Origin of the sequence: Kitasatospora sp. NBC_00374 (assembly GCF_041434935.1) — a bacterium.
In the GTDB taxonomy this organism is placed as follows: Bacteria; Actinomycetota; Actinomycetes; order Streptomycetales; family Streptomycetaceae; genus Kitasatospora.
On sequence record NZ_CP107964.1, the window covers coordinates 3,747,272 to 3,767,179 of the forward strand.

The window sequence follows — 19,908 nt, forward strand, 5'->3', positions numbered from 1 at the left end:
TCCTCAGATCTCGACCAGCAGCTCCGACAGCCCCCGGATCACGTACCCCGGCCGCCACTCGGGCTCGCGGACCAGCCGCAGGCCCGGCGCCCGGCGCAGCAGTGCCCCGTACGACTCGTTGAGCTCCAGTCTGGCGAGCGGGGCACCGAGACAGAAGTGAATTCCGGCACCGAAGGTGACGTGCGGGTTGTCGGCGCGGCCGAGGTCCAGACGGTCGGGGTCGGTGAAGCGGGCCGGGTCGCGGTTGGCGGAGCCGAAGAGGAGCGCCACCTCGGAGCCGCGCGGGATCGTCGTGCCGGCGACCTCGATGTCCTCCAGGACCCACCGTTCGAACATCTGCAGCGGGGTGTCCCAGCGCATCAGTTCCTCGACGGCGGTGGGCAGCAGTTCGTCCACCGACCCGCGCAGCCTGGCGAGTTCACCGGGGTTGCGGAACAGCGCCCACCAGCCGTTGCCGGTGGTGTTGACGGTCGCCTCGTGGCCGGCGTTGAGCAGCAGGACGCAGGTGGAGACCATCTCCTGCTCGCTGAGTGCGTCGGAGCCCTCCTGGGCCTGGATGAGTGCGCTGATCAGGTCCGGGCCGGGAGTGGCGCGGCGTTCGCGGATCAGGGCGCGCAGGTAGTCCGAGAACTCGATGCTCGCGCGTACGGCCCGCTCGGCGGTCTCGGGTGCGGGGTTGAGTTCGAACATCCCGGTGATGTCGGCGGACCAGGGCCGCAGCAGGTGCCGGTCGGACTCCGGGACGCCCAGCATCTCGGCGATCACCGCGACCGGCAGCGGCTCGGCGACGGCGGCGATCAGGTCGCCGCCGCCGTCCTCGATCAGGCCGGTGACCAGTTCGTCGGCGAGCCGGGCCACGGTGGGACGCAGCGACTCCACCATCCGCGGGGTGAACGCCTTGGAGACCAGCCGCCGGATCCGGGTGTGGTCGGGGGCCTCGAGGTCGAGCAGGCCGTGGTCGTTGAGGGTGTGGAACGGCTCGTGCGCGGGGTCGGGGGCCGGGCGGCCGAACTCCTCGTGGGTGTAGCGGTGGGTGTAGGTGCGGCCGAGCCGCCGGTCCCGCAGCAGCGCGCTGACGTCGGCGTGGCGGGAGACCAGCCACTGGTCGGTGGGCCCGTAGTGGCTGACGGGGGCGTGCTCGCGCAGCTGCGCGTACGCGTCGTAGGGGTGCGCCACGAACGCGGCCGACCACGGGTCGAAGGTGCCGATCGTCATTGATCACTCCTGCTCGTCGGGGGCTGTCATCGTAATGACCGCGACTTCCGAAGTGATCATCAGACTGCTAACTTCTCGGTGCCGATCGGCAAGATCCCCGGGGGAGTTCGACATGCGCAAGACCACCAGAACCCATCTCGTCCTGGCCGCCGCCGTCCTCGCGGTCTCGGCCTGCGGGAGCGGCGGGCCGAAGGCCGCGGAGCCCGTCGCCGCCGGCGCCCCGCTCGCGGGCCGCGACAGCATCGTGGTCGCCTGGTGCGACCGGTTCGCGGCGCAGTCCACCACCGCGCCGGACACCAAGGTCCACGTGGTCACCGTGGTCGCCCACTCCTCGGCGGACGGCACCCGGCTCGCCGAGCGGTCAGCGGCGCTCCCGGACGGCGCGGCGGTCGAGCCGCTGTGCGGGCAGCCCCGGCGGTCGACGGCCGCCGCGGACCGGCAGCTGTTCGACCCCGGGTTCGGGCTGGTCGCCGGGACGGTACCGGGCCCGAACGGGTCCGCCCCGGTGGCGACCGCGTTCACCCTGCCGGGCGGCAGGGCCGCCGTGGCCGAGCCGGCCGAGGGCCGCGGGCCTGCCTTCCAGGCAGGCACCTCCGTCCTCTGGTACGAGGGCGCCGACCACAAGGTGGTCAGCCGCGACCTGGCCGCCGCCGGCGCCGGGCCGCAGGACCACGGCACCGCACCCGGCCAGGACTTCGCCCTGGTCGACGGCAGGCCGTGGCTGACCCGGCCGGTGGACACCAAGGCCGACCAGGTGGCGGCGGCCCCCGGCGGCGAGGTCGCGGCCGGCAGCGGCCTCTGGCGCCGGACCGACCCCGCGGCGAGCTACGACCCGCAGTACGTCGAGCCCGCGGCGCTGGGCCCGTCCGGCAACGGCCGCACCACGCTGCCCGGCAGCGAGACGGTGCCCGGCTGCGCCCCGCGGCTGTGGACCGACCCGCGGACGCTGCTGTGCGTGAACAACGAGCAACTGCTGCTGCTGACCTTCGCGGCCGACCACAGCCGGCTGGAGGGCTTCACCTCGCTGCTGCCACCGGAGCGGCGGTTCGTCGACGGCGCGGTGCTCTCCCCGGACGGCAGGTCGCTGGCCTACCTGGACGGCTACGGCGGGACGACCTTCCTCTACCGGATCGACCTGACCCCCGGCGCGCAGCCGGTGCGGCTGGGCCCGGTCGCCACCTCGACGGCCGAGGAGCAGAGCGCGGGCCTCCCGCACCTGGTCGCCTGGCAGTAGGCGCAGTCGCCCCCGCAGTCGTCCCCCGCTGTCGCCCCGCAGTCACTCCCCCGCGACCAGCCGGCGCACCAGCTCCGGCAGCGCGGTGGAGATCGGCTCCCGGATCACCTCGTCGGCCACCGGGTCGTACGGGGTGGGCTCGCCGTTCACGATGACCAGCCGGGCCCCGTGCTCCAGCGCGATCTGCGGCAGCGCGGCCACCGGATGGACCTGCAGGGTGGTGCCGACGGCGACGAACAGGTCACAGGCCTTGGCGATGGCGTCCGCCTGGTCGAGCACCACCGGGTCGAGTGTCTCGCCGAACATCACGGTGCAGGGCTTGAGCACGCCCCCGCAGGCCGTACAGGCCGGGTCCGGCTCGCCGGCCGCGACCCGCGCCAGCGCGTCCGCCATCGCGCTGCGCACCCGGCAGCGGACGCACTGCACCTGGTGCGCGGTGCCGTGCAGTTCGAGCACCTTGCGGGCAGGCAGACCGGAGCGCCGGTGCAGCCCGTCGACGTTCTGGGTGAGCACCCGCACCGGCAGCCCGCTGCGCTCCAGCTCGACCAGGGCCCGGTGGCCCGGGTTCGGCTCGGCCGCGAGCGCGCCCGCCTCGGCGCGCATCAGCCAGGAGCGGCGGCGCACGTCCGGGTCGGCGAGGTACGGGCCGATGGTGACCAGCTCCTGGGCCTTCGGGTCGCGCTGCCAAAGGCCGTTCGGGCCACGGTAGTCGGGGATGCCGGAGTCGGTGGAGATGCCCGCGCCGGTCAGGACGGCGATCAGGGGGCGCTTCGCGTTCACACCCCGCGACGCTACGGGCCCGGCGGCCGTCACGCGAACGGTTTGCGTGCACCCCGAACGCCTCCGCCGGGCGCCCGCGTTCCGTTACCGTGGCCGGGTGACCAGCGCCGAAGCCCTCCAGACCTGGCTGACCACCCGCACCCCCGCCCAGCTGACCGAACTGCTGGAGCAGCGGCTGCTGCCGTACTCGGCAGGCCCCGGCCTGGACGACCCGCTTCAGCTCGCGGACCACCTGCTGACCGCGACCTCCACCCTGATCGGGATGAACGCGCTCAACCTGGCCGAACTCCAGGTCCTGACCGCGGTCTCGGCGCTCGCCGAGCGCCTGCACGGCCCGCTGCCGGTCGCGGCGGCCGGCGCCGGCCCGGCGGGCTTCACCGGCGGCCGGCCGTCCTACCGGCCCGGCGGGTTCGCCGTCCGGCCGCCCGACCCGGCCGAACGCACCGTCCCGCGGGCCCTGTTGCTCGACGAGCTGGGCGAGCGCGCCGCACCGTTCCTGGACGGCCTGGCCGAACGCGCCCTGCTCCTGCCGCCGCACGGCCCCCGGCTCACCGTGCCGGCCGTCCTGCACCAGCGCTCCGCCGAGCTGCGCGGGCTGGGCCGCCCGGCCGCCGTCCTGCTCTCCGAGGCCTACAAGGCCGCCGAGATCCGCCTGATCGAGGACACCCTCGGCCTGACCCCGGCCCAGAACCGGGACGCGGCGCAGCGGCAGATCGTCGACTGGCTGCAGGACACCGCGGCCGTGTGCCGGCTGGCCGCGGGCGCCCCCGTCGAGGCCGTACGACTGCTCGCCTCCCTCCTCTCCGAGGGCCCGCTGCTGCACACCCGCTGCTTCGTCCCGGACGCCGGCGGCTACTACGGTGCGGCGAGCAGGTTCCACTTCCGCCCGGGCGGTTCGGGTGACCCGGGGACGGACTGGCTGGCCGCGCGCGGCCTGCTGGTCCCGGTCGGGGTCGACCTCGTCGAGCTGCCGTACGAGGTCGGCACGGCCCTGCGCGACCCCGACGAGGCCCTGCCCTTCACCCCCGAACCGCCCGCCGTCCACGGCGCCCGGCCGCTGCCGCAGCGGTCCGCGGGCGAGGCGCAGGCCGCCGTCACCGCGGCCGTCTCACAGGTGGAGCTGCTGCTCAGGGCGACCGCCGCGGCTCCGCTCGCCGTCCGCCGGACCGGCGGCATCGCCGTCCGGGACACCCGCCGGCTCGCCAAGGCCGTCGGCGCGAGCGAGCAGCACACCCGGTTCTGGCTCGACCTCACCGCCAACGCGGGCCTGATCTCACCGCACCGCGACACCCCGCCGCCGACCCGCGGCCGCAAGCCGGCCCCGCCGCCGCCGGCCCGGATGCTGCCCACCGACCGGTACGACGGCTGGCTGGCGGCCCCGCCCGCCGACCGCCTGGTACCGCTGATCGCCACCTGGGCCGTCACCCCCGAGGTGTTCAGCCACTGGCCGGACGAGGGCGACACCCCGGTCGCCCTGGTCACCCCGCAGGATCCGGACGCCGTACCGCTGCGCCACGCCCTGCTGGAGGCGCTGGCCCTGCTGCCCGCGGGGCAGGGCCTGGGTGCCGTGGCCGGGCTGGACGCCGGGGCCCTCGGCGAGCTGACCGACGCCGCCCGTTGGCACCTGCCCGTGGCCGTCGGCGACGCGGACGAACAGTCCGTCCTGGCCCGGGCCACCCTGACCGAGGCCGAACTGCTCGGAGTGGTCGCCCACGGCGCGCTCACCCCCGTCGGGCACGCCGTGCTGGCGCTGCTGCGCGCCGGCGCGGACCGCTGGTTCCCCGCCGTCCCCGGCGCGGGACCGTCCCTAACCGGACACCCGGAACTGGCCCGGGCCGTCGAGGAACTGCGGACCGCACTCGCCGAACTGGTGCCGACGCCGCTCACCACGGCCCGGTTCCAGGCCGACCTCACCGTCGTGGTGGCCGGCGCCCCGGCACCCGACCTGGCCGACCTGCTGGGCTCGGTGGCCGATCGCGAGTCCGACGGCCACGCCGTGGTCTGGCGGATCGGCCCGGCCTCGGTCCGGCGTGCGCTGGACGCGGGCGCGGACGCCGACGACCTGCTGGCCCGCCTCACCGAGGTCTCCGAGGGCGCGCTCCCGCTGCCACAGACCCTGGAGTACCTGGTCAAGGACACCGCCCGCACCCACGGCCGGGTCCGGGTGGTGCGCTCGTCCTGCTGCCTGCGCTCCGACGACGAGGCCCTCGTCCTGGAGCTCTCCAAGGCCCGCGCGCTCACCAGGCTCGGCCTGCGCCGGATCGCCCCCACCGTCCTGATCAGCACCGCCTCCCCCACCGACACCCTGGCCGCACTGCGCCTGGCGGGCTACGCCCCGGTCCTGGAGGCGGAGACCGGCACCACCGTGATCGAGCGGGCCCCCGAGGAGCGCGCTGCCGTCGAGATGCCCGAACTCGCCGCCGCACGCCAGCACCACGGCCGCGGGCCGGGATCGGCGGCCGCGCTCGCGGCCGCGCTGCTGGGCTGAGCGGCGGCGCCGCCGGGCTGCCGGGCTGCCGGGCTGCCGGGCTGCGCGAAAACCGGGTGCGGCCCGGGCCCGGCGGGCCCAGACTGCACGGGAATCCACGTACCGAAGGAGTCCCGTGCAGGGTGCCGTCGCCGTCTCACCGTCCGAGGTCCCCGAGCTGCTGCTCGGCCTGGCCACCGTCCGGCCGGTGTTCCTGTGGGGCGCGCCCGGGATCGGCAAGTCCTCGCTGGTACGGGAGTTCGCGGACTCGCTGGGGTTGGAGTGTGTGAGTCTGATCGGTACCCAGCTGGCGCCGGAGGACCTGGTCGGCGTCCCGCAGATCACGGCGGACGGCCGGTCGCGGTTCTGCCCGCCGGAGTCGATCGCCCGCGAGGAGCCGTACTGCCTGTTCCTGGACGAGCTCAACGCCGCCACCCCGGACGTCCAGAAGGCCTTCTACTCGCTCATCCTGGACCGCCGGATCGGCTCCTACGAGCTGCCGCCCGGCTCGATCGTGATCGGTGCCGGCAACCGGGCCACCGACGGCGCGCTGGCCCGTCCGATGGCGTCCGCCCTGGTCAACCGGCTGGTCCACGTGCACCTGCGGGCCAGCGCCACCGACTGGCTCGGCTGGGCCGCCGGCAACGGCATCCATCCCTGGGTGACGGACTACCTGACCGACCGCCCCGACCACCTGTGGTCCGCGCCGCCGAAGACCGAGGAGCCGTTCTCCACCCCGCGCGCCTGGCACATGCTCTCCGACGCGCTGCACTCCTTCGGCCCGACCCTGGAGGAGCCGACCCTCAAGGTGCTCGCGCACGGACTGCTCACGCCGCAGCACGCGGTGAGCTTCTGCGGCTACGCCAAGATCGTCCGCAACTCCTACGGCCTGGACGCGATCCTCAAGGGCGACGCCCGCTGGCCGCACCGGCCCGAGGACCGCGACCTGCTCTACTACCTGGCCGACTCCTTCCGCACCCGCCTGGTCAAGGAGCTGCCCGCACGCAAGGAGCACGTCTCCAACGCGCTGCGGCAGACCGCCTACCGGGCCAAGTCCCTGCTGGTCCAGCTGGCCGAGATCTCGGTCGAGGTGGCCCAGACCGTGATCGCGGACGGGCCGGACGGCAACCCCGTGCTGCCCGCCTGGTTCCTGATCGAGGCCGCCCGGGACATGCCCCGCCTGGTCGAGGCCCGCCGGTGACGCCCGCGCGGACCACCAGGTCCGGCACGTCAGCCACGTCAGGCAAGGGCGCCAAGGAGCCGGTCCCCGACCCGAACGCCGAGGCCTTCGCCGCAGGCGTCCGCCTGCTGCACACCAACCACGCGCTCGCCTCGGTGGGCGCCCGGATCTGCCGGTCACCCGACTGTGAGCTGTGCCCCACCAACGGCTGGGCGGTCGCCGACTCCAACGGCACCGTCCACGCCGACCCGCGTCGCCGCGCCGAGCCCGCCGAGTGGGCCTGGGTACTCGCGCACTGCCTGCTCCACCTGGGCTTCGGCCACGTACCGGCCGCCGAGGGCCGCCGCACCGCACCCGACGACCACGAACTGGCCGCCCGCTGCGCGGTGGTCATCCGCTTCCAGGCCACCTTCACCGCCGGCCGTCCCCCGTTCGACCTGCCCGTCCTCCCGGCCGGGGACGAGGAGGTACTCGCCGCCCGCTGGCGCCGCGACGGCCTGCCGGCGCTCCCGGACGTCGGCGGCACCGGTCCCGACCAACTGCTCCTGCCCTGGTCCGAGCACCACGGCAGGCCCGAGGACTGGACCGTGGCCTTCGCCGCCGCGCTCACCCGCACCATGTCCGCCGCGATGGACGTGGCCGGCGGCCGCCGCGACGAACTGACCGGCGAACGCACCCCCGAACGCCCGTGGACCAAGGCACTCAACTGGTTCATCTCCTCGTACCCGCTGCTCGGCGGCCTGGCCGCCGGCATCACCCTGGTCGCCGACGCCGAACTCGCCCGTGCCCGCGGCATCGCGATCGCCGCCGTCAGCGCCGCGGCCGGCGAGATCTACCTCAACCCGCTGCGCCACTACAGCGACCAGGAGTGGCGGTTCATCCTGGCCCACGAGATGCTGCACGCCGCGCTGCGGCACGGCGACCGCTGCGGGGCCCGCGACCCGTACCTGTTCAACGTCGCCGCCGACTACGTGATCAACGGCTGGCTGCTGGAGATGGGCGTCGGCGAGATGCCCGACGGCCTGCTGCACGACCCCGAGCTGAAGGGGCTCTCGGCCGAGGAGGTCTACGACCGGATCGTCCGCGACCAGCGCCGCATCCGACGCCTGGCCACCCTCGCCGGCAAGGGACAGCCGGACGTGCTCGGCGAACCACTCGGCCCCCCGCGCGACTACGTCGACCTGGACGACTTCTACCGCCGCGGCCTGCAACAGGGCTTCGACCTGCACGAGCGCGAACGCGGCCACCTCCCGGCCGGGCTGGTCGAGGAGATCCGCGCACTCGCCCACCCGCCCCTGCCCTGGGACGCGCAACTGGCCCGCTGGTTCGACGAGTTCGTCCCGTCCCCGGTCGCGCAGCGCAGCTACGCCCGCCCCTCCCGCCGCCAGGCCTCCACCCCGGACATCCCGCGCGCCGGACGGTACTTCCCGCCCGAGGAGGTGGCCCGCTGCACCTTCGGCGTCGTCCTGGACACCTCCGGCTCGATGGACCGGCGGCTGCTCGGCAAGGCGCTGGGTGCGATCGCCTCCTACGCCGCCGCCCGCGAAGTCCCGGCCGCCCGGGTGGTGTTCTGCGACGCCGCGCCGTACGACGCCGGCTACCTGCCGCCCGAGGACATCGCGGGGCGGGTCCGGGTCCGCGGCCGGGGCGGCACCGTCCTGCAGCCCGGCATCGACCTGCTGGAGCGCGCCGCGGACTTCCCGCCGGGCGCCCCGGTACTGGTGATCACCGACGGCGAGTGCGACGTCCTGCGGGTACGGCGCGAACACGCCTACCTCGTCCCCCAGGGCGCCGGACTCCCCTTCACCCCTCGCGGCCCGGTCTTCCGCGTCCGCTGACACCCCCGGCGCACCGAACGCACCCCCACCGCGCCCCTGCCGTGTTGCCGCAGCAGCGTCGCAGCGCACCACCCGGCCTGCGGCGCCGCTCTCGGAGCACCCCGTCCAGCCGTCGCCCGTCAGCCGTCCCCCGCCACCACCGCGCCGGACTCGTACGCGAAGACCACCGCGTGCACCCGGTCGCGCAGCCGCAGCTTGCTCAGCACGTTGCTGACATGCGTCTTGACGGTGTGTTCGCTGACCACCAGCTCGGCGGCGATCTCGGCGTTGGACATCCCCCGCGCCAGCAGCCGAAGCGTCTCCTGCTCGCGCGCCGTCAGCTGTTCCAGCAGCCTGGACTGCGGTCGCGGCGGGCCGCCGCCCTGGGCGCCCGGCCGGCGGGCGGCGAACTCGCCGATCAACCGTCTGGTCACGGACGGCGCCAGCAGCGCCTCACCGGAGGCGACCATCCGTACGCCGTGCGCCAGGTCGTCCCGGCGGACGTCCTTGAGCAGGAAGCCGCTCGCCCCCGCGTACAGCGCGTCGTAGACGTAGTCGTCGATGTCGAAGGTGGTCAGCATGATCACCTTGCAGTCCGGGAACTCGGCGCAGACCCGCCGGGCCGCCTCCAGCCCGTCCATCACCGGCATCCGCACGTCCAGCAGCAGGACGTCGGGGCGGTGCTCGCGGACGGCCTCGACCGCCTCCGCGCCGTCGGCCGCCTCACCGACCACCTCGATGTCCGGCTGCGCGTCCAGGATCATCCCGAACCCGGCGCGCACCAGCTCCTGGTCGTCCGCCACCACCACCCGTATCGAACCCATGCTCTCCCTCACAGCTGCTCCGCGCCCAGCGGGAACCGGGCACGCACCACGAACCCCCGGCCGTCCGGCCCCGGCCCGGCCTCGGCCCGGCCGCCGCAGGCCGCGGCCCGTTCCCGGATGCCCACCAGACCGCGCCCGCCCGACCAGCCGCTCACCACCGCGCCGGCGGCCACCGGCACCCCCCGGCCGTCGTCCGACACCACCACCTCCAGCACCGCCCCCGCCCGGTCGACCCGGACCACGGCCGCGCCGCCCGCCGAGTGTTTCACCACGTTGGTCAGCGCCTCCTGCACGATCCGGTACGCGGCCGCCTGCACGTCCGCCGGCACGGCGCGGCCGCCGGCCCCGGGGACCGCGGCCAGCTCGACCCGCAGGCCCGACGCGCGGACCCGCTCGGCGAGGGCCGGCAGCTCGGCGAGGGTCGGCTGCGGGGCCAGCTCCCGGCCCGCGCCCTCCTCCTTGAGGACGCCGAGCACCCGGCGCAGCTGCACCATGGCGTCCCGGCCGGAGTCCGCGATGGTGTCGAAGGTGCGGATCGCCCGGTCCGGGTCGCTGCGCACCACCAGCGGGCCCGCCTCGGCCTGGATCACCATGAGCGAGACGGCGTGCGCCAGGATGTCGTGCATCTCGCGGGCGATCCGGGAGCGCTCCTCCGCGACGGCGCGGGCCGCGTCGGCGGCCGCCCGCATGCCGGTCTGGTGGGCCCGCTCCGCGGCCACCCGGGCCCTCCTGCGCAGCTCGCGCACCAGCGAGCCGATGATGAACGAGCCGACGGACATCAGCAGGCTGAACAGCATGCCGTTCGGCGAGTGGGTGCCGAGGATGTTGGCCGGCACCAGGATCGCCAGAATCAGCCAGCGCTGCCAGTCACGGCCGCGGTCGGCGACGGTGTACGTCACCAGCACCTCGTGGAGCGGGATCTGCGGCGCGACCGAGTGCGCCACGACCGTCTGCACCAGCGACAGCGCCCCGACCAGCAGCCAGACCGTGAACGGCGCGCGCCGCCGCCAGGGCAGCGGCACGGTGGCCGCCAGCACCAGCAGGTACACCCACCACGGCCAGCTCAGGAGGTCGAAGACCACACCCCAGACCGAGAGCGCCGCCGACACCGCGGCGAGCGCGGTGTCCAGCACGTACGGGCGGGCGCCCCCGACGCCGGCCCCGAGCCGTCCGGCGGCCGCGGCGGCCCGCGTGTTCAGCCGTGCCGCCCGCTCCCAGATGTCCCCGCCCATCTCGGTCCCTCCCGCGTCCCCCGCGTCACCCGCCCAGGAGTGATCATGCCGTACCGGGTGGGGCTCAGGCATCGGCGACGAGCGTGACGTCACCGGTCCCGGTCTTCGCGGCGATGCTGCGGGACGCGCTGTCCCGGCGGGGCAGCGAGACGCTCACCGATCCGGTGTCGGTGGCGGCGGTCACCGCGTACTCCTCGCCCCGGGGGACGTGCACGCTGACGCTGCCGGTGTCCGTGCGCGCCTGGACGTTGCTCGGCGAGGTGGTGAACGTCGCGCCCACGTCACCCGTCTCGGTGACCAGCCGGGCGGTGGCGGAGCCGAGCCGCTCGGCGCTGATCGACCCCGTCCCGGACTCGGCGTCCACCCCGGCGGTCAGCCCCGCCAGCCGGACCCCGCCGGTCGAGCTGCGCACCCGGACCTCCGTCCCGGCCGGCACCTGCACCTCGTAGCCGACCCCGCACTTCCCGTCCGGGCAGCGGTATCGCAGCGTCAGGGTGCCGTCGGCCAGCGCGTGCATCGTCTCCGGGGCTCGCTTGGTGTACATCTGCTGCTCGGTCACCCGTACCGCGTCGCCGCCTCCGGTCACCTTGATGTCCCCGGTGGATCCCTCGATCACCAGCAGCCGGACCTGCCCCTCCACCGGGTACTCGACGTCCCGGCGCTCCTCGTCCGACAGGAAGCACCCGGACATCCCCCCGACCACCACGGCCGTCACGACCCCGTACGCCAGCGCACGCCTCATCACGAACTCCCCCGCTCCCCGGCTCGGCCACCCCGACCCGACGCCCCCAGCCTGCCCGCCGGGCCCCTCGGACCGGATCGCCCGCCCGGGCGATCTTCCGGCCTCCCCCGCAGGGATGGGTCGGGGATCGACCAAACGCCGCAGGGCGGCCACCCCGAGTGGGGTGACCGCCCTGCGGCGTTCAGGAACCTCGACCTCAGCCGGTGTACGGGCCGTAGTCGTAGTCGTCCAGCGGGACGGCCTGGCCGGAGCCGGCGCCGAAGGGCGACAGGTCGTAGTCGTCGTAGCCGACGGCCGAGTACATCGCGGCCTTGGCCTCCTCGGTCGGCTCGACCCGGATGTTGCGGTAGCGGGGCAGACCCGTACCGGCCGGGATGAGCTTGCCGAGGATGACGTTCTCCTTGAGGCCCAGCAGCGGGTCCGACTTGGCGTGGATCGCCGCGTCGGTGAGCACCCGGGTCGTCTCCTGGAAGGAGGCGGCCGACAGCCAGGACTCGGTGGCCAGCGAGGCCTTGGTGATACCCATCAGCTGCGGACGGCCGGAGGCGGGGTGACCGCCCTCGGAGACCACGCGACGGTTCTCGGTCTCGAAGCGCCCGCGCTCGACGAGCTCGCCCGGGAGCAGCTCGGCGTCGCCCGACTCGATGATCGTCACGCGGCGGAGCATCTGCCGGATGATGATCTCGATGTGCTTGTCGTGGATCGACACACCCTGCGAGTTGTAGACCTTCTGGACCTCGGCCACCAGGTGGATCTGGACGGCACGCTGGCCCATGATGCGCAGGACGTCGTGCGGGTTCATCGTGCCGGCCGTCAGCTTCTGGCCGACGGAGACCGCCTCGCCCTCGCTGACCAGCAGCTTGATGCGCTTCGAGATCGGGTAGGCGATCTCGTCGGTGCCGTCGTCGGGGGTGACGACGATCTTGCGGGTCTTCTCGGTGTCCTCGATGCGGACCCGGCCGTCGGCCTCGGAGACCGGGGCGACACCCTTCGGGGTACGCGCCTCGAAGAGCTCGACGACACGCGGCAGACCCTGGGTGATGTCGTCACCCGCCACACCACCGGTGTGGAAGGTACGCATGGTCAGCTGGGTACCGGGCTCACCGATGGACTGGGCGGCGATGATGCCGACCGCCTCACCGATGTCGACCAGCTTGCCGGTGGCCAGCGAGCGGCCGTAGCACATGGCACAGGTGCCGACGGCGGACTCACAGGTGAGGATCGAGCGGGTCTTGACCTCGGCGATGTTGTGCCGGATCAGCTCGTCGATCAGCACGTCACCGAGGTCGGTGTTGGCGGTGGCAAGGAGCTTGCCGTCCACCGTGATGTCCTCGGCGAGCATGCGGGCGTAGACGCTGGTCTCGACGTCGTCGGCCTTGCGCAGGACGCCGTCCGCACCCACGGAACCGATCGGCAGCTTGAGGCCGCGCTCGGTGCCGCAGTCCTCCTCGCGAATGATGACGTCCTGGGAGACGTCGACCAGACGACGGGTGAGGTAGCCGGAGTCGGCGGTACGCAGGGCGGTGTCGGCCAGACCCTTACGGGCACCGTGGGTGGAGATGAAGTACTCCAGCACGGACAGGCCCTCACGGAACGAGGCCTTGATGGGACGCGGGATGGTCTCGTTCTTGGCGTTCGACACCAGACCACGCATACCGGCGATCTGACGCATCTGCATCATGTTTCCACGGGCACCCGAGTCCACCATCATGAAGATGGGGTTGGTCTTCGGGAAGTTCGCGGACATGGCCTCGGCGACCTCGTTGGTCGCGCGGGTCCAGATGCCGATGAGCTCGCTCTTGCGCTCGTCGTTGGTGATCAGACCGCGCTCGTACTGCTTCTGGACCTTCTCGGCCTGCGCCTCGTAGCCCTCGAGGATCTGGGGCTTGCTCGGCGGGACGATGACGTCCGAGATCGAGACGGTGACACCCGAGCGGGTCGACCAGTGGAAGCCGGCCGCCTTCAGGTTGTCCAGCGTCGCGGCGACGACGACCTTGGGGTAGCGCTCGGCCAGGTCGTTGACGATCGCGGAGAGCTGCTTCTTGCCCACCTCGTAGTCGACGAACGGGTAGTTCTCCGGCAGCAGCTCGTTGAAGAGCGCCCGGCCGAGGGTGGTGCTGAGCCGGAACGACTCGCCCTCGAACCAGGTCGGCTGGCCGTCCTCGTCCACCGGCACGGTCCAGCCGCGCGGCGGCACGGTGCCGGCGGGCAGGCGCAGCTCGATCGGGGCCTGGACGTCCAGCTCCCGGGCGTCGAAGGCCATGATCGCCTCGGCGGTGGAGGAGAAGGAGCGGCCACCGCCCTTCACCTCCTCGCGGTCCGAGGTGAGGAAGAACAGACCGAGCACCATGTCCTGGGTCGGCATGGTGACGGGGCGACCGTCGGCCGGCTTCAGGATGTTGTTCGAGGACAGCATCAGGATGCGGGCCTCGGCCTGCGCCTCCGCGGAGAGCGGCAGGTGGACGGCCATCTGGTCACCGTCGAAGTCCGCGTTGAACGCGGTGCAGACGAGCGGGTGGATCTGGATGGCCTTGCCCTCGACCAGCTGGGGCTCGAAGGCCTGGATGCCGAGGCGGTGCAGGGTGGGCGCACGGTTCAGCAGCACCGGGTGCTCGGCGATGACCTCTTCGAGGACGTCCCACACGACCGGGCGGGCGCGCTCGACCATGCGCTTGGCCGACTTGATGTTCTGCGCGTGGTTCAGGTCGACCAGGCGCTTCATCACGAACGGCTTGAAGAGCTCCAGCGCCATGGCCTTCGGCAGACCGCACTGGTGCAGCTTGAGCTGCGGGCCGACGACGATGACCGAACGGGCCGAGTAGTCGACGCGCTTGCCGAGCAGGTTCTGACGGAAACGACCCTGCTTGCCCTTGAGCATGTCGGACAGCGACTTCAGCGGACGGTTGCCGGGGCCCGTGACCGGGCGACCACGACGGCCGTTGTCGAAGAGCGCGTCGACGGCCTCCTGCAGCATGCGCTTCTCGTTGTTCACGATGATCTCGGGCGCGCCGAGGTCGAGAAGCCGCTTCAGGCGGTTGTTGCGGTTGATCACGCGGCGGTACAGGTCGTTCAGGTCGGAGGTCGCGAAGCGGCCACCGTCCAGCTGCACCATCGGACGCAGGTCCGGCGGGATGACCGGGACGCAGTCGAGCACCATGCCCTTGGGCTTGTTGCTGGTCTGCAGGAACGCGGAGACGACCTTGAGGCGCTTGAGCGCACGGGTCTTCTTCTGGCCCTTGCCGGTGCGGATGATCTCGCGGAGGCGCTCGGCCTCCTCGGCGAGGTCGAAGCTCTCCAGGCGGTCCTTGAGCGCCGCGGCGCCCATCGAGCCGGAGAAGTAGGTGCCGAAGCGGTCGCGCAGCTCGCGGTAGAGCAGCTCGTCGCCCTCGAGGTCCTGGACCTTGAGGTTCTTGAAGCGGGCCCACACCTCATCGAGGCGGTCCAGCTCACGCTGGGCGCGGTCGCGCAGCTGCTTCATCTCGCGCTCGGCGCCCTCGCGCACCTTGCGGCGGACGTCGGCCTTGGCGCCCTCGGCCTCGAGCTCGGCCAGGTCGGTCTCGGCCTTCTTGGCCCGGCCTTCCAGGTCGGCGTCGCGGCGGTTCTCGATCTGCTGACGCTCGACCGAGATGTGCGCCTCGAGGGACGGCAGGTCACGCTGGCGGCGCTCGTCGTCCACCCAGGTGATCATGTAGGCGGCGAAGTAGATGACCTTCTCGAGGTCCTTCGGCGCCAGGTCCAGCAGGTAGCCCAGGCGGGACGGGACACCCTTGAAGTACCAGATGTGGGTGACCGGGGCGGCCAGCTCGATGTGGCCCATCCGCTCACGGCGCACCTTGGCGCGAGTGACCTCGACGCCGCAGCGCTCGCAGATGATGCCCTTGAAGCGGACACGCTTGTACTTGCCGCAGTAGCACTCCCAGTCCCGGGTGGGACCGAAGATCTTCTCGCAGAAAAGGCCATCCTTTTCCGGCTTCAGCGTGCGGTAGTTGATGGTCTCCGGCTTCTTGACCTCGCCGTGGGACCACTGGCGGATGTCGTCGGCGGTGGCCAGGCCGATGCGGAGCTCGTCGAAGAAGTTGACGTCAAGCACTGGTCGTCAAGCCCTCTTTCGTAATTCGAGAGTCTTATCTGTGGTCTGAGGGGGGCCTGGGGGCGGGCCGGCTGCCTAGGAGGGGCAGCCGGCCCGGCCTCCGTCAGACCTCTTCGACGCTGCTCGGCTCGCGCCGGGACAGGTCAATGCCGAGCTCCTCGGCCGCGCGGAACACGTCCTCGTCGGAGTCCCGCATCTCGATGGACTGGCCGTCCGAGGACAGCACCTCCACGTTGAGGCAGAGCGACTGCATTTCCTTGATGAGGACCTTGAAGGACTCGGGAATGCCGGGCTCGGGGATGTTCTCGCCCTTGACGATGGCCTCGTAGACCTTCACGCGGCCGAGGACGTCGTCGGACTTGATGGTGAGCAGCTCCTGCAGGGCGTAGGCGGCGCCGTACGCCTCGAGGGCCCACACCTCCATCTCACCGAATCGCTGACCACCGAACTGCGCCTTACCACCGAGCGGCTGCTGGGTGATCATCGAGTACGGACCGGTCGAACGGGCGTGCAGCTTGTCGTCGACCAGGTGGTGCAGCTTGAGGATGTACATGTAGCCGACCGAGACCGGCATCGGGAACGGCTCGCCGGAGCGGCCGTCGAAGAGCCGGGCCTTGCCGGTGGAGTTCACCAGGCGGTCACCGTCGCGGGTGAGCGTGGTGTGGTCCAGCATGCCGGTGATCTCGTCCTCGCGGGCACCGTCGAAGACCGGGGTGGCGAGGTTGGTGCCGCCCTGGACCTGGTCGGCGCCGATCGCCTGGAGACGCTGGGCCCACTCCTCCGCGAGGCCGGAGACGTCCCAGCCCTGCTTGGCGAGCCAGCCGAGGTGGATCTCCAGGACCTGTCCCGGGTTCATTCGGGACGGGACACCCAGCGGGTTCAGGATGATGTCGACCGGGGTGCCGTCCTCCAGGAACGGCATGTCCTCGACCGGCAGGATCTTGGAGATGACGCCCTTGTTGCCGTGACGGCCGGCGAGCTTGTCACCGTTGGTGATCTTGCGCTTCTGGGCCACGTAGACGCGGACCAGCTGGTTGACGCCCGGGGGCAGCTCGTCGCCCTCTTCGCGGTCGAAGACGCGGACGCCGATGACCTTGCCGGACTCACCGTGCGGCACCTTGAGCGAGGTGTCGCGGACCTCACGGGCCTTCTCACCGAAGATCGCGCGCAGCAGGCGCTCCTCCGGGGTCAGCTCGGTCTCACCCTTGGGCGTGACCTTGCCGACCAGGATGTCGCCGGTGACGACATCGGCGCCGATGCGGATGATGCCGCGCTCGTCGAGGTCGGCGAGGACCTCCTCGGAGACGTTCGGGATGTCCCGGGTGATCTCCTCGGGGCCCAGCTTGGTGTCACGGGCGTCGACCTCGTGCTCCTCGATGTGGATCGAGGAGAGGACGTCGTCCTGCACGAGGCGCTGCGACAGGATGATCGCGTCCTCGTAGTTGTGACCCTCCCAGGACATGAACGCCACGAGCAGGTTCTTGCCGAGGGCCATCTCGCCCTCGTCGGTGCAGGGGCCGTCGGCCAGCACCTGGTTGACCTCGACCCGGGAGCCCTCGTCCACGAGCACCTTCTGGTTGAAGGCGGTGCCCTGGTTGGAGCGGGTGAACTTGGCGGCCCGGTACGTGGTGTAGGTGCCGTCGTCGTTGGCCACGGTGACGTAGTCGGCCGAGACCTCCTGGACCACGCCCGACTTCTCGGCGGTGATCACGTCGGCGGCGTCGACCGCGCAGCGGTACTCCATGCCGGTACCGACCAGCGGGGCCTCGCTCTTCAGCAGCGGCACCGCCTGACGCATCATGTTCGAGCCCATGAGCGCGCGGTTGGCGTCGTCGTGCTCGAGGAACGGGATCATGGCGGTCGCGACCGACACCATCTGGCGCGGCGAGACGTCCATGTAGTCGATCTCGGTGCCCGGGATGTAGTCGATCTCGCCGCCACGGCGGCGGACGAGTACGCGGGGCTCGGCGAAGTGGAGGTCGTCCGTCAGCGGGGCGTTGGCCTGCGCGATGACGAAGCGGTCCTCCTCGTCGGCGGTGAGGTAGTCGACCTGCTCGGTCACGACACCGTCGATGACCTTGCGGTACGGGGTCTCGATGAAGCCGAACGCGTTGACCCGGCCGTAGGAGGCGAGCGAGCCGATCAGACCGATGTTCGGGCCTTCGGGGGTCTCGATCGGACACATGCGGCCGTAGTGCGACGGGTGCACGTCTCGGACCTCGAAGCCGGCCCGCTCGCGGGACAGACCACCGGGGCCGAGGGCGGACAGACGGCGCTTGTGGGTCAGGCCCGACAGCGGGTTCGTCTGGTCCATGAACTGGGACAGCTGGCTGGTGCCGAAGAACTCCTTGATGGAGGCGACGACCGGCCGGATGTTGATCAGGGTCTGCGGCGTGATCGCCTCGACGTCCTGGGTCGTCATGCGCTCGCGCACGACGCGCTCCATACGGGCGAGACCCGTGCGGACCTGGTTCTGGATCAGCTCGCCGACGTTGCGCAGACGACGGTTGCCGAAGTGGTCGATGTCATCGACCTCGATGACGATGTCGCGACCGTCCTCGTCACGCCACTCGACCTCACCCGCGTGCAGCTTCACCAGGTACTTGATCGCACCGATGATGTCGGGCTCGGTGAGCACGCCGGAGTCGAGCGACTCCGCGTTGCCGAGCTTGCGGTTGACCTTGTAGCGGCCGACCTTCGCGAGGTCGTAGCGCTTGGGGTTGAAGTAGAGGTTCTCCAGAAGGGTCTGGGCGGCCTCACGCGTGGGCGGCTCGCCCGGACGCAGCTTGCGGTAGATGTCCAGCAGCGCGTCGTCCTGGCCCTGGGTGTGGTCCTTCTCCAGGGTGGCGCGCATCGACTCGTACTCGCCGAACTCCTCGAGAATCATCTCGTTGGTCCAGCCGAGGGCCTTGAGCAGAACGGTGACCGACTGCTTGCGCTTGCGGTCGATGCGGACACCGACCATGTCGCGCTTGTCGATCTCCATCTCCAGCCAGGCACCACGCGAGGGGATGACCTTGCAGGAGAAGATGTCCTTGTCGGACACCTTGTCCAGGCTGGAGTCGAAGTAGACGCCGGGAGAGCGCACCAGCTGGGACACGACGACACGCTCGGTGCCGTTGATGATGAACGTGCCCTTGTTGGTCATGAGCGGGAAGTCGCCCATGAAGACCGTCTGGGACTTGATCTCACCGGTCTCGTTGTTGGTGAACTCGGCGGTGACGAAGAGCGGGGCCGCGAAGGTGAAGTCGCGGTCCTTGCACTCGTCGATGGAGTTCTTCGGCGGCTCGAAACGGTGGTCGCGGAAGGTCAGCGACATCGAACCGGAAAAGTCCTCGATCGGGGAGATCTCCTCGAAGATCTCCTCCAGACCGGACTTGGTCGGGACGTCCTGACCACTGTCCAGAGCCGCCTCGACCCGGGACTTCCAGGCCGCATTACCGAGCAGCCAGTCAAAGCTCTCGGTCTGCAGGGCCAGGAGGTTCGGAACCTCAAGAGGCTCCTTGATCTTCGCGAACGAGACGCGGAGCGGGGCGGTGGATGCGGCGGAATTGTTCGAGGCGTTGCGCGGCGCGGCCAAGAGGGGGGTCCTTCCGAGGGCTCGGAGCTCACTACGCGCATACCGGCCGGACCTTAGACGAGCCAGGATCCACCTCCGGCCGCCGACTCCGCCGGGGGTGAATCCCCAGGTCAGAACCGCTGTACGGAGGCGGTGCCAGGCCCCTTCAGGGCAACGCCGACTCCGGGCGACGAGTCACGGAGCAGCTAACAGGCAGCGCAAAGGGACAGTGTAGCCAAAAGGCACACTGCTGACAAGCCCTGATTCGGAGACCGAATCGGACGCTCCCTCCGGTCGCGACCCGAGCGCCGGCCGCCCCTGTCAAGGGGCACCGCCGCAGGGGTTGCCCCTGCTCTCGTACAGCCGGACGACCCGGGACTCCCGGGCCGTCGCACCTCACATGTAGTCAGTTCCCAGCGGGGCCCTTGTATAACCACCCGGGGCTCTCCGGCTGACGGCGGAACCGACTTTCACGCTCAGCGCGCGCCTCGAGAATCGCGCGCCGGGTGCCGTTCGTCAAGGCCCCCACCACAGTGCGGACCTCGCACGGACCATCGCTCACGGCCCCCCGCGCGTTACACAACGCCCGAGGCCGGGACCGGTGGCCACGACTGCGATCACCTTACCGGGGCGCACCGACAGCGGCCCAGCCCGCGCTGGGCCGGACCGGCGACGCAAGATCACGCGCCCCGTGCGCCGCCTACGAAAAGAGGCCGGGCCGACCACCCACAGGGGTGATCGGCCCGGCCTCCCGCGCCCTCTCAGAGA

11 protein-coding genes are annotated in these 19,908 nt (G+C 71.8%); 4 read left to right on the forward strand and 7 right to left on the reverse strand.

The features are described from left to right. Window positions 1–3: 3 nt before the first annotated feature. Window positions 4–1,215 carry a cytochrome P450 gene (locus OG871_RS16745; protein ID WP_371497588.1) on the reverse strand — a complete coding sequence of 404 codons (1,212 nt, stop codon included), beginning with the start codon at window positions 1,213–1,215 and terminating at the stop codon, window positions 4–6. Window positions 1,216–1,327: 112 nt separating this feature from the next. Between OG871_RS16745 and OG871_RS16750 the strand changes: the two genes are divergently transcribed. Further along, window positions 1,328–2,449 carry a hypothetical protein gene (locus OG871_RS16750; RefSeq protein ID WP_371497589.1) on the forward strand — a complete coding sequence of 374 codons (1,122 nt, stop codon included), beginning with the start codon at window positions 1,328–1,330 and terminating at the stop codon, window positions 2,447–2,449. 42 nt (window positions 2,450–2,491) lie between these two features. On the opposite strand, the gene OG871_RS16755 is transcribed toward OG871_RS16750, so the two are convergent. Beyond that, window positions 2,492–3,229: an NAD-dependent deacetylase gene (locus OG871_RS16755; RefSeq protein ID WP_371497590.1), complete on the reverse strand. Its 738-nt coding sequence runs from the start codon at window positions 3,227–3,229 to the stop codon at window positions 2,492–2,494. 97 nt (window positions 3,230–3,326) lie between these two features. On the opposite strand from OG871_RS16755, the gene OG871_RS16760 reads away from it, so the two are divergent. The 3 genes from OG871_RS16760 (at window position 3,327) to OG871_RS16770 (ending at window position 8,714) form a co-directional block, all read left to right on the forward strand. Continuing rightward, entirely contained in the window at window positions 3,327–5,717 is a 2,391-nt protein-coding gene (locus tag OG871_RS16760; RefSeq protein WP_371497591.1) for a helicase-associated domain-containing protein, read from the forward strand. Window positions 5,718–5,832: 115 nt separating this feature from the next. Continuing rightward, on the forward strand, window positions 5,833–6,897 hold the full coding sequence (locus tag OG871_RS16765; RefSeq protein WP_371497592.1) for an ATP-binding protein: 1,065 nt from the start codon (window positions 5,833–5,835) through the stop codon (window positions 6,895–6,897). Next, window positions 6,894–8,714 carry a hypothetical protein gene (locus OG871_RS16770; RefSeq protein WP_371497593.1) on the forward strand — a complete coding sequence of 607 codons (1,821 nt, stop codon included), beginning with the start codon at window positions 6,894–6,896 and terminating at the stop codon, window positions 8,712–8,714. Before OG871_RS16765 ends, OG871_RS16770 begins: the two co-directional genes overlap by 4 nt. A 119-nt stretch (window positions 8,715–8,833) precedes the next feature. On the opposite strand, the gene OG871_RS16775 is transcribed toward OG871_RS16770, so the two are convergent. The 5 genes from OG871_RS16775 to rpoB all read right to left on the reverse strand — a co-directional run bounded on the left by OG871_RS16775 (window position 8,834) and on the right by rpoB (window position 19,161). After that, entirely contained in the window at window positions 8,834–9,517 is a 684-nt protein-coding gene (locus tag OG871_RS16775) for a response regulator (RefSeq protein ID WP_371497595.1), read from the reverse strand. Window positions 9,518–9,525: 8 nt separating this feature from the next. After that, window positions 9,526–10,749, reverse strand: coding sequence for a sensor histidine kinase (locus OG871_RS16780; protein WP_371497596.1), 1,224 nt, complete (start codon window positions 10,747–10,749; stop codon window positions 9,526–9,528). A 64-nt stretch (window positions 10,750–10,813) separates the two neighbouring features. Beyond that, window positions 10,814–11,491, reverse strand: a complete 678-nt coding sequence (locus OG871_RS16785; RefSeq protein WP_371497597.1) for a DUF4097 family beta strand repeat-containing protein — start codon at window positions 11,489–11,491, stop codon at window positions 10,814–10,816. A 196-nt stretch (window positions 11,492–11,687) separates the two neighbouring features. Next, window positions 11,688–15,581 (reverse strand): DNA-directed RNA polymerase subunit beta', encoded by a 3,894-nt coding sequence (locus OG871_RS16790; RefSeq protein WP_371497598.1) that lies wholly within the window; start codon window positions 15,579–15,581, stop codon window positions 11,688–11,690. Window positions 15,582–15,684: 103 nt separating this feature from the next. Further along, window positions 15,685–19,161 (reverse strand): DNA-directed RNA polymerase subunit beta, encoded by a 3,477-nt coding sequence (gene rpoB, locus OG871_RS16795; RefSeq protein ID WP_371497599.1) that lies wholly within the window; start codon window positions 19,159–19,161, stop codon window positions 15,685–15,687. Window positions 19,162–19,908: the final 747 nt, after the last annotated feature.

Bases quoted from the DNA above. Each gene is read 5' to 3' on its own strand.
- OG871_RS16745 (WP_371497588.1), bottom strand. From the start codon at position 1,215: ATGACGATCGGCACCTTCGACCCGTGGTCGGCCGCGTTCGTGGCGCAC.
- OG871_RS16750 (WP_371497589.1), top strand. From the start codon at position 1,328: ATGCGCAAGACCACCAGAACCCATCTCGTCCTGGCCGCCGCCGTCCTC.
- OG871_RS16775 (WP_371497595.1), bottom strand. From the start codon at position 9,517: ATGGGTTCGATACGGGTGGTGGTGGCGGACGACCAGGAGCTGGTGCGC.
- OG871_RS16780 (WP_371497596.1), bottom strand. From the start codon at position 10,749: ATGGGCGGGGACATCTGGGAGCGGGCGGCACGGCTGAACACGCGGGCC.
- OG871_RS16785 (WP_371497597.1), bottom strand. From the start codon at position 11,491: ATGAGGCGTGCGCTGGCGTACGGGGTCGTGACGGCCGTGGTGGTCGGG.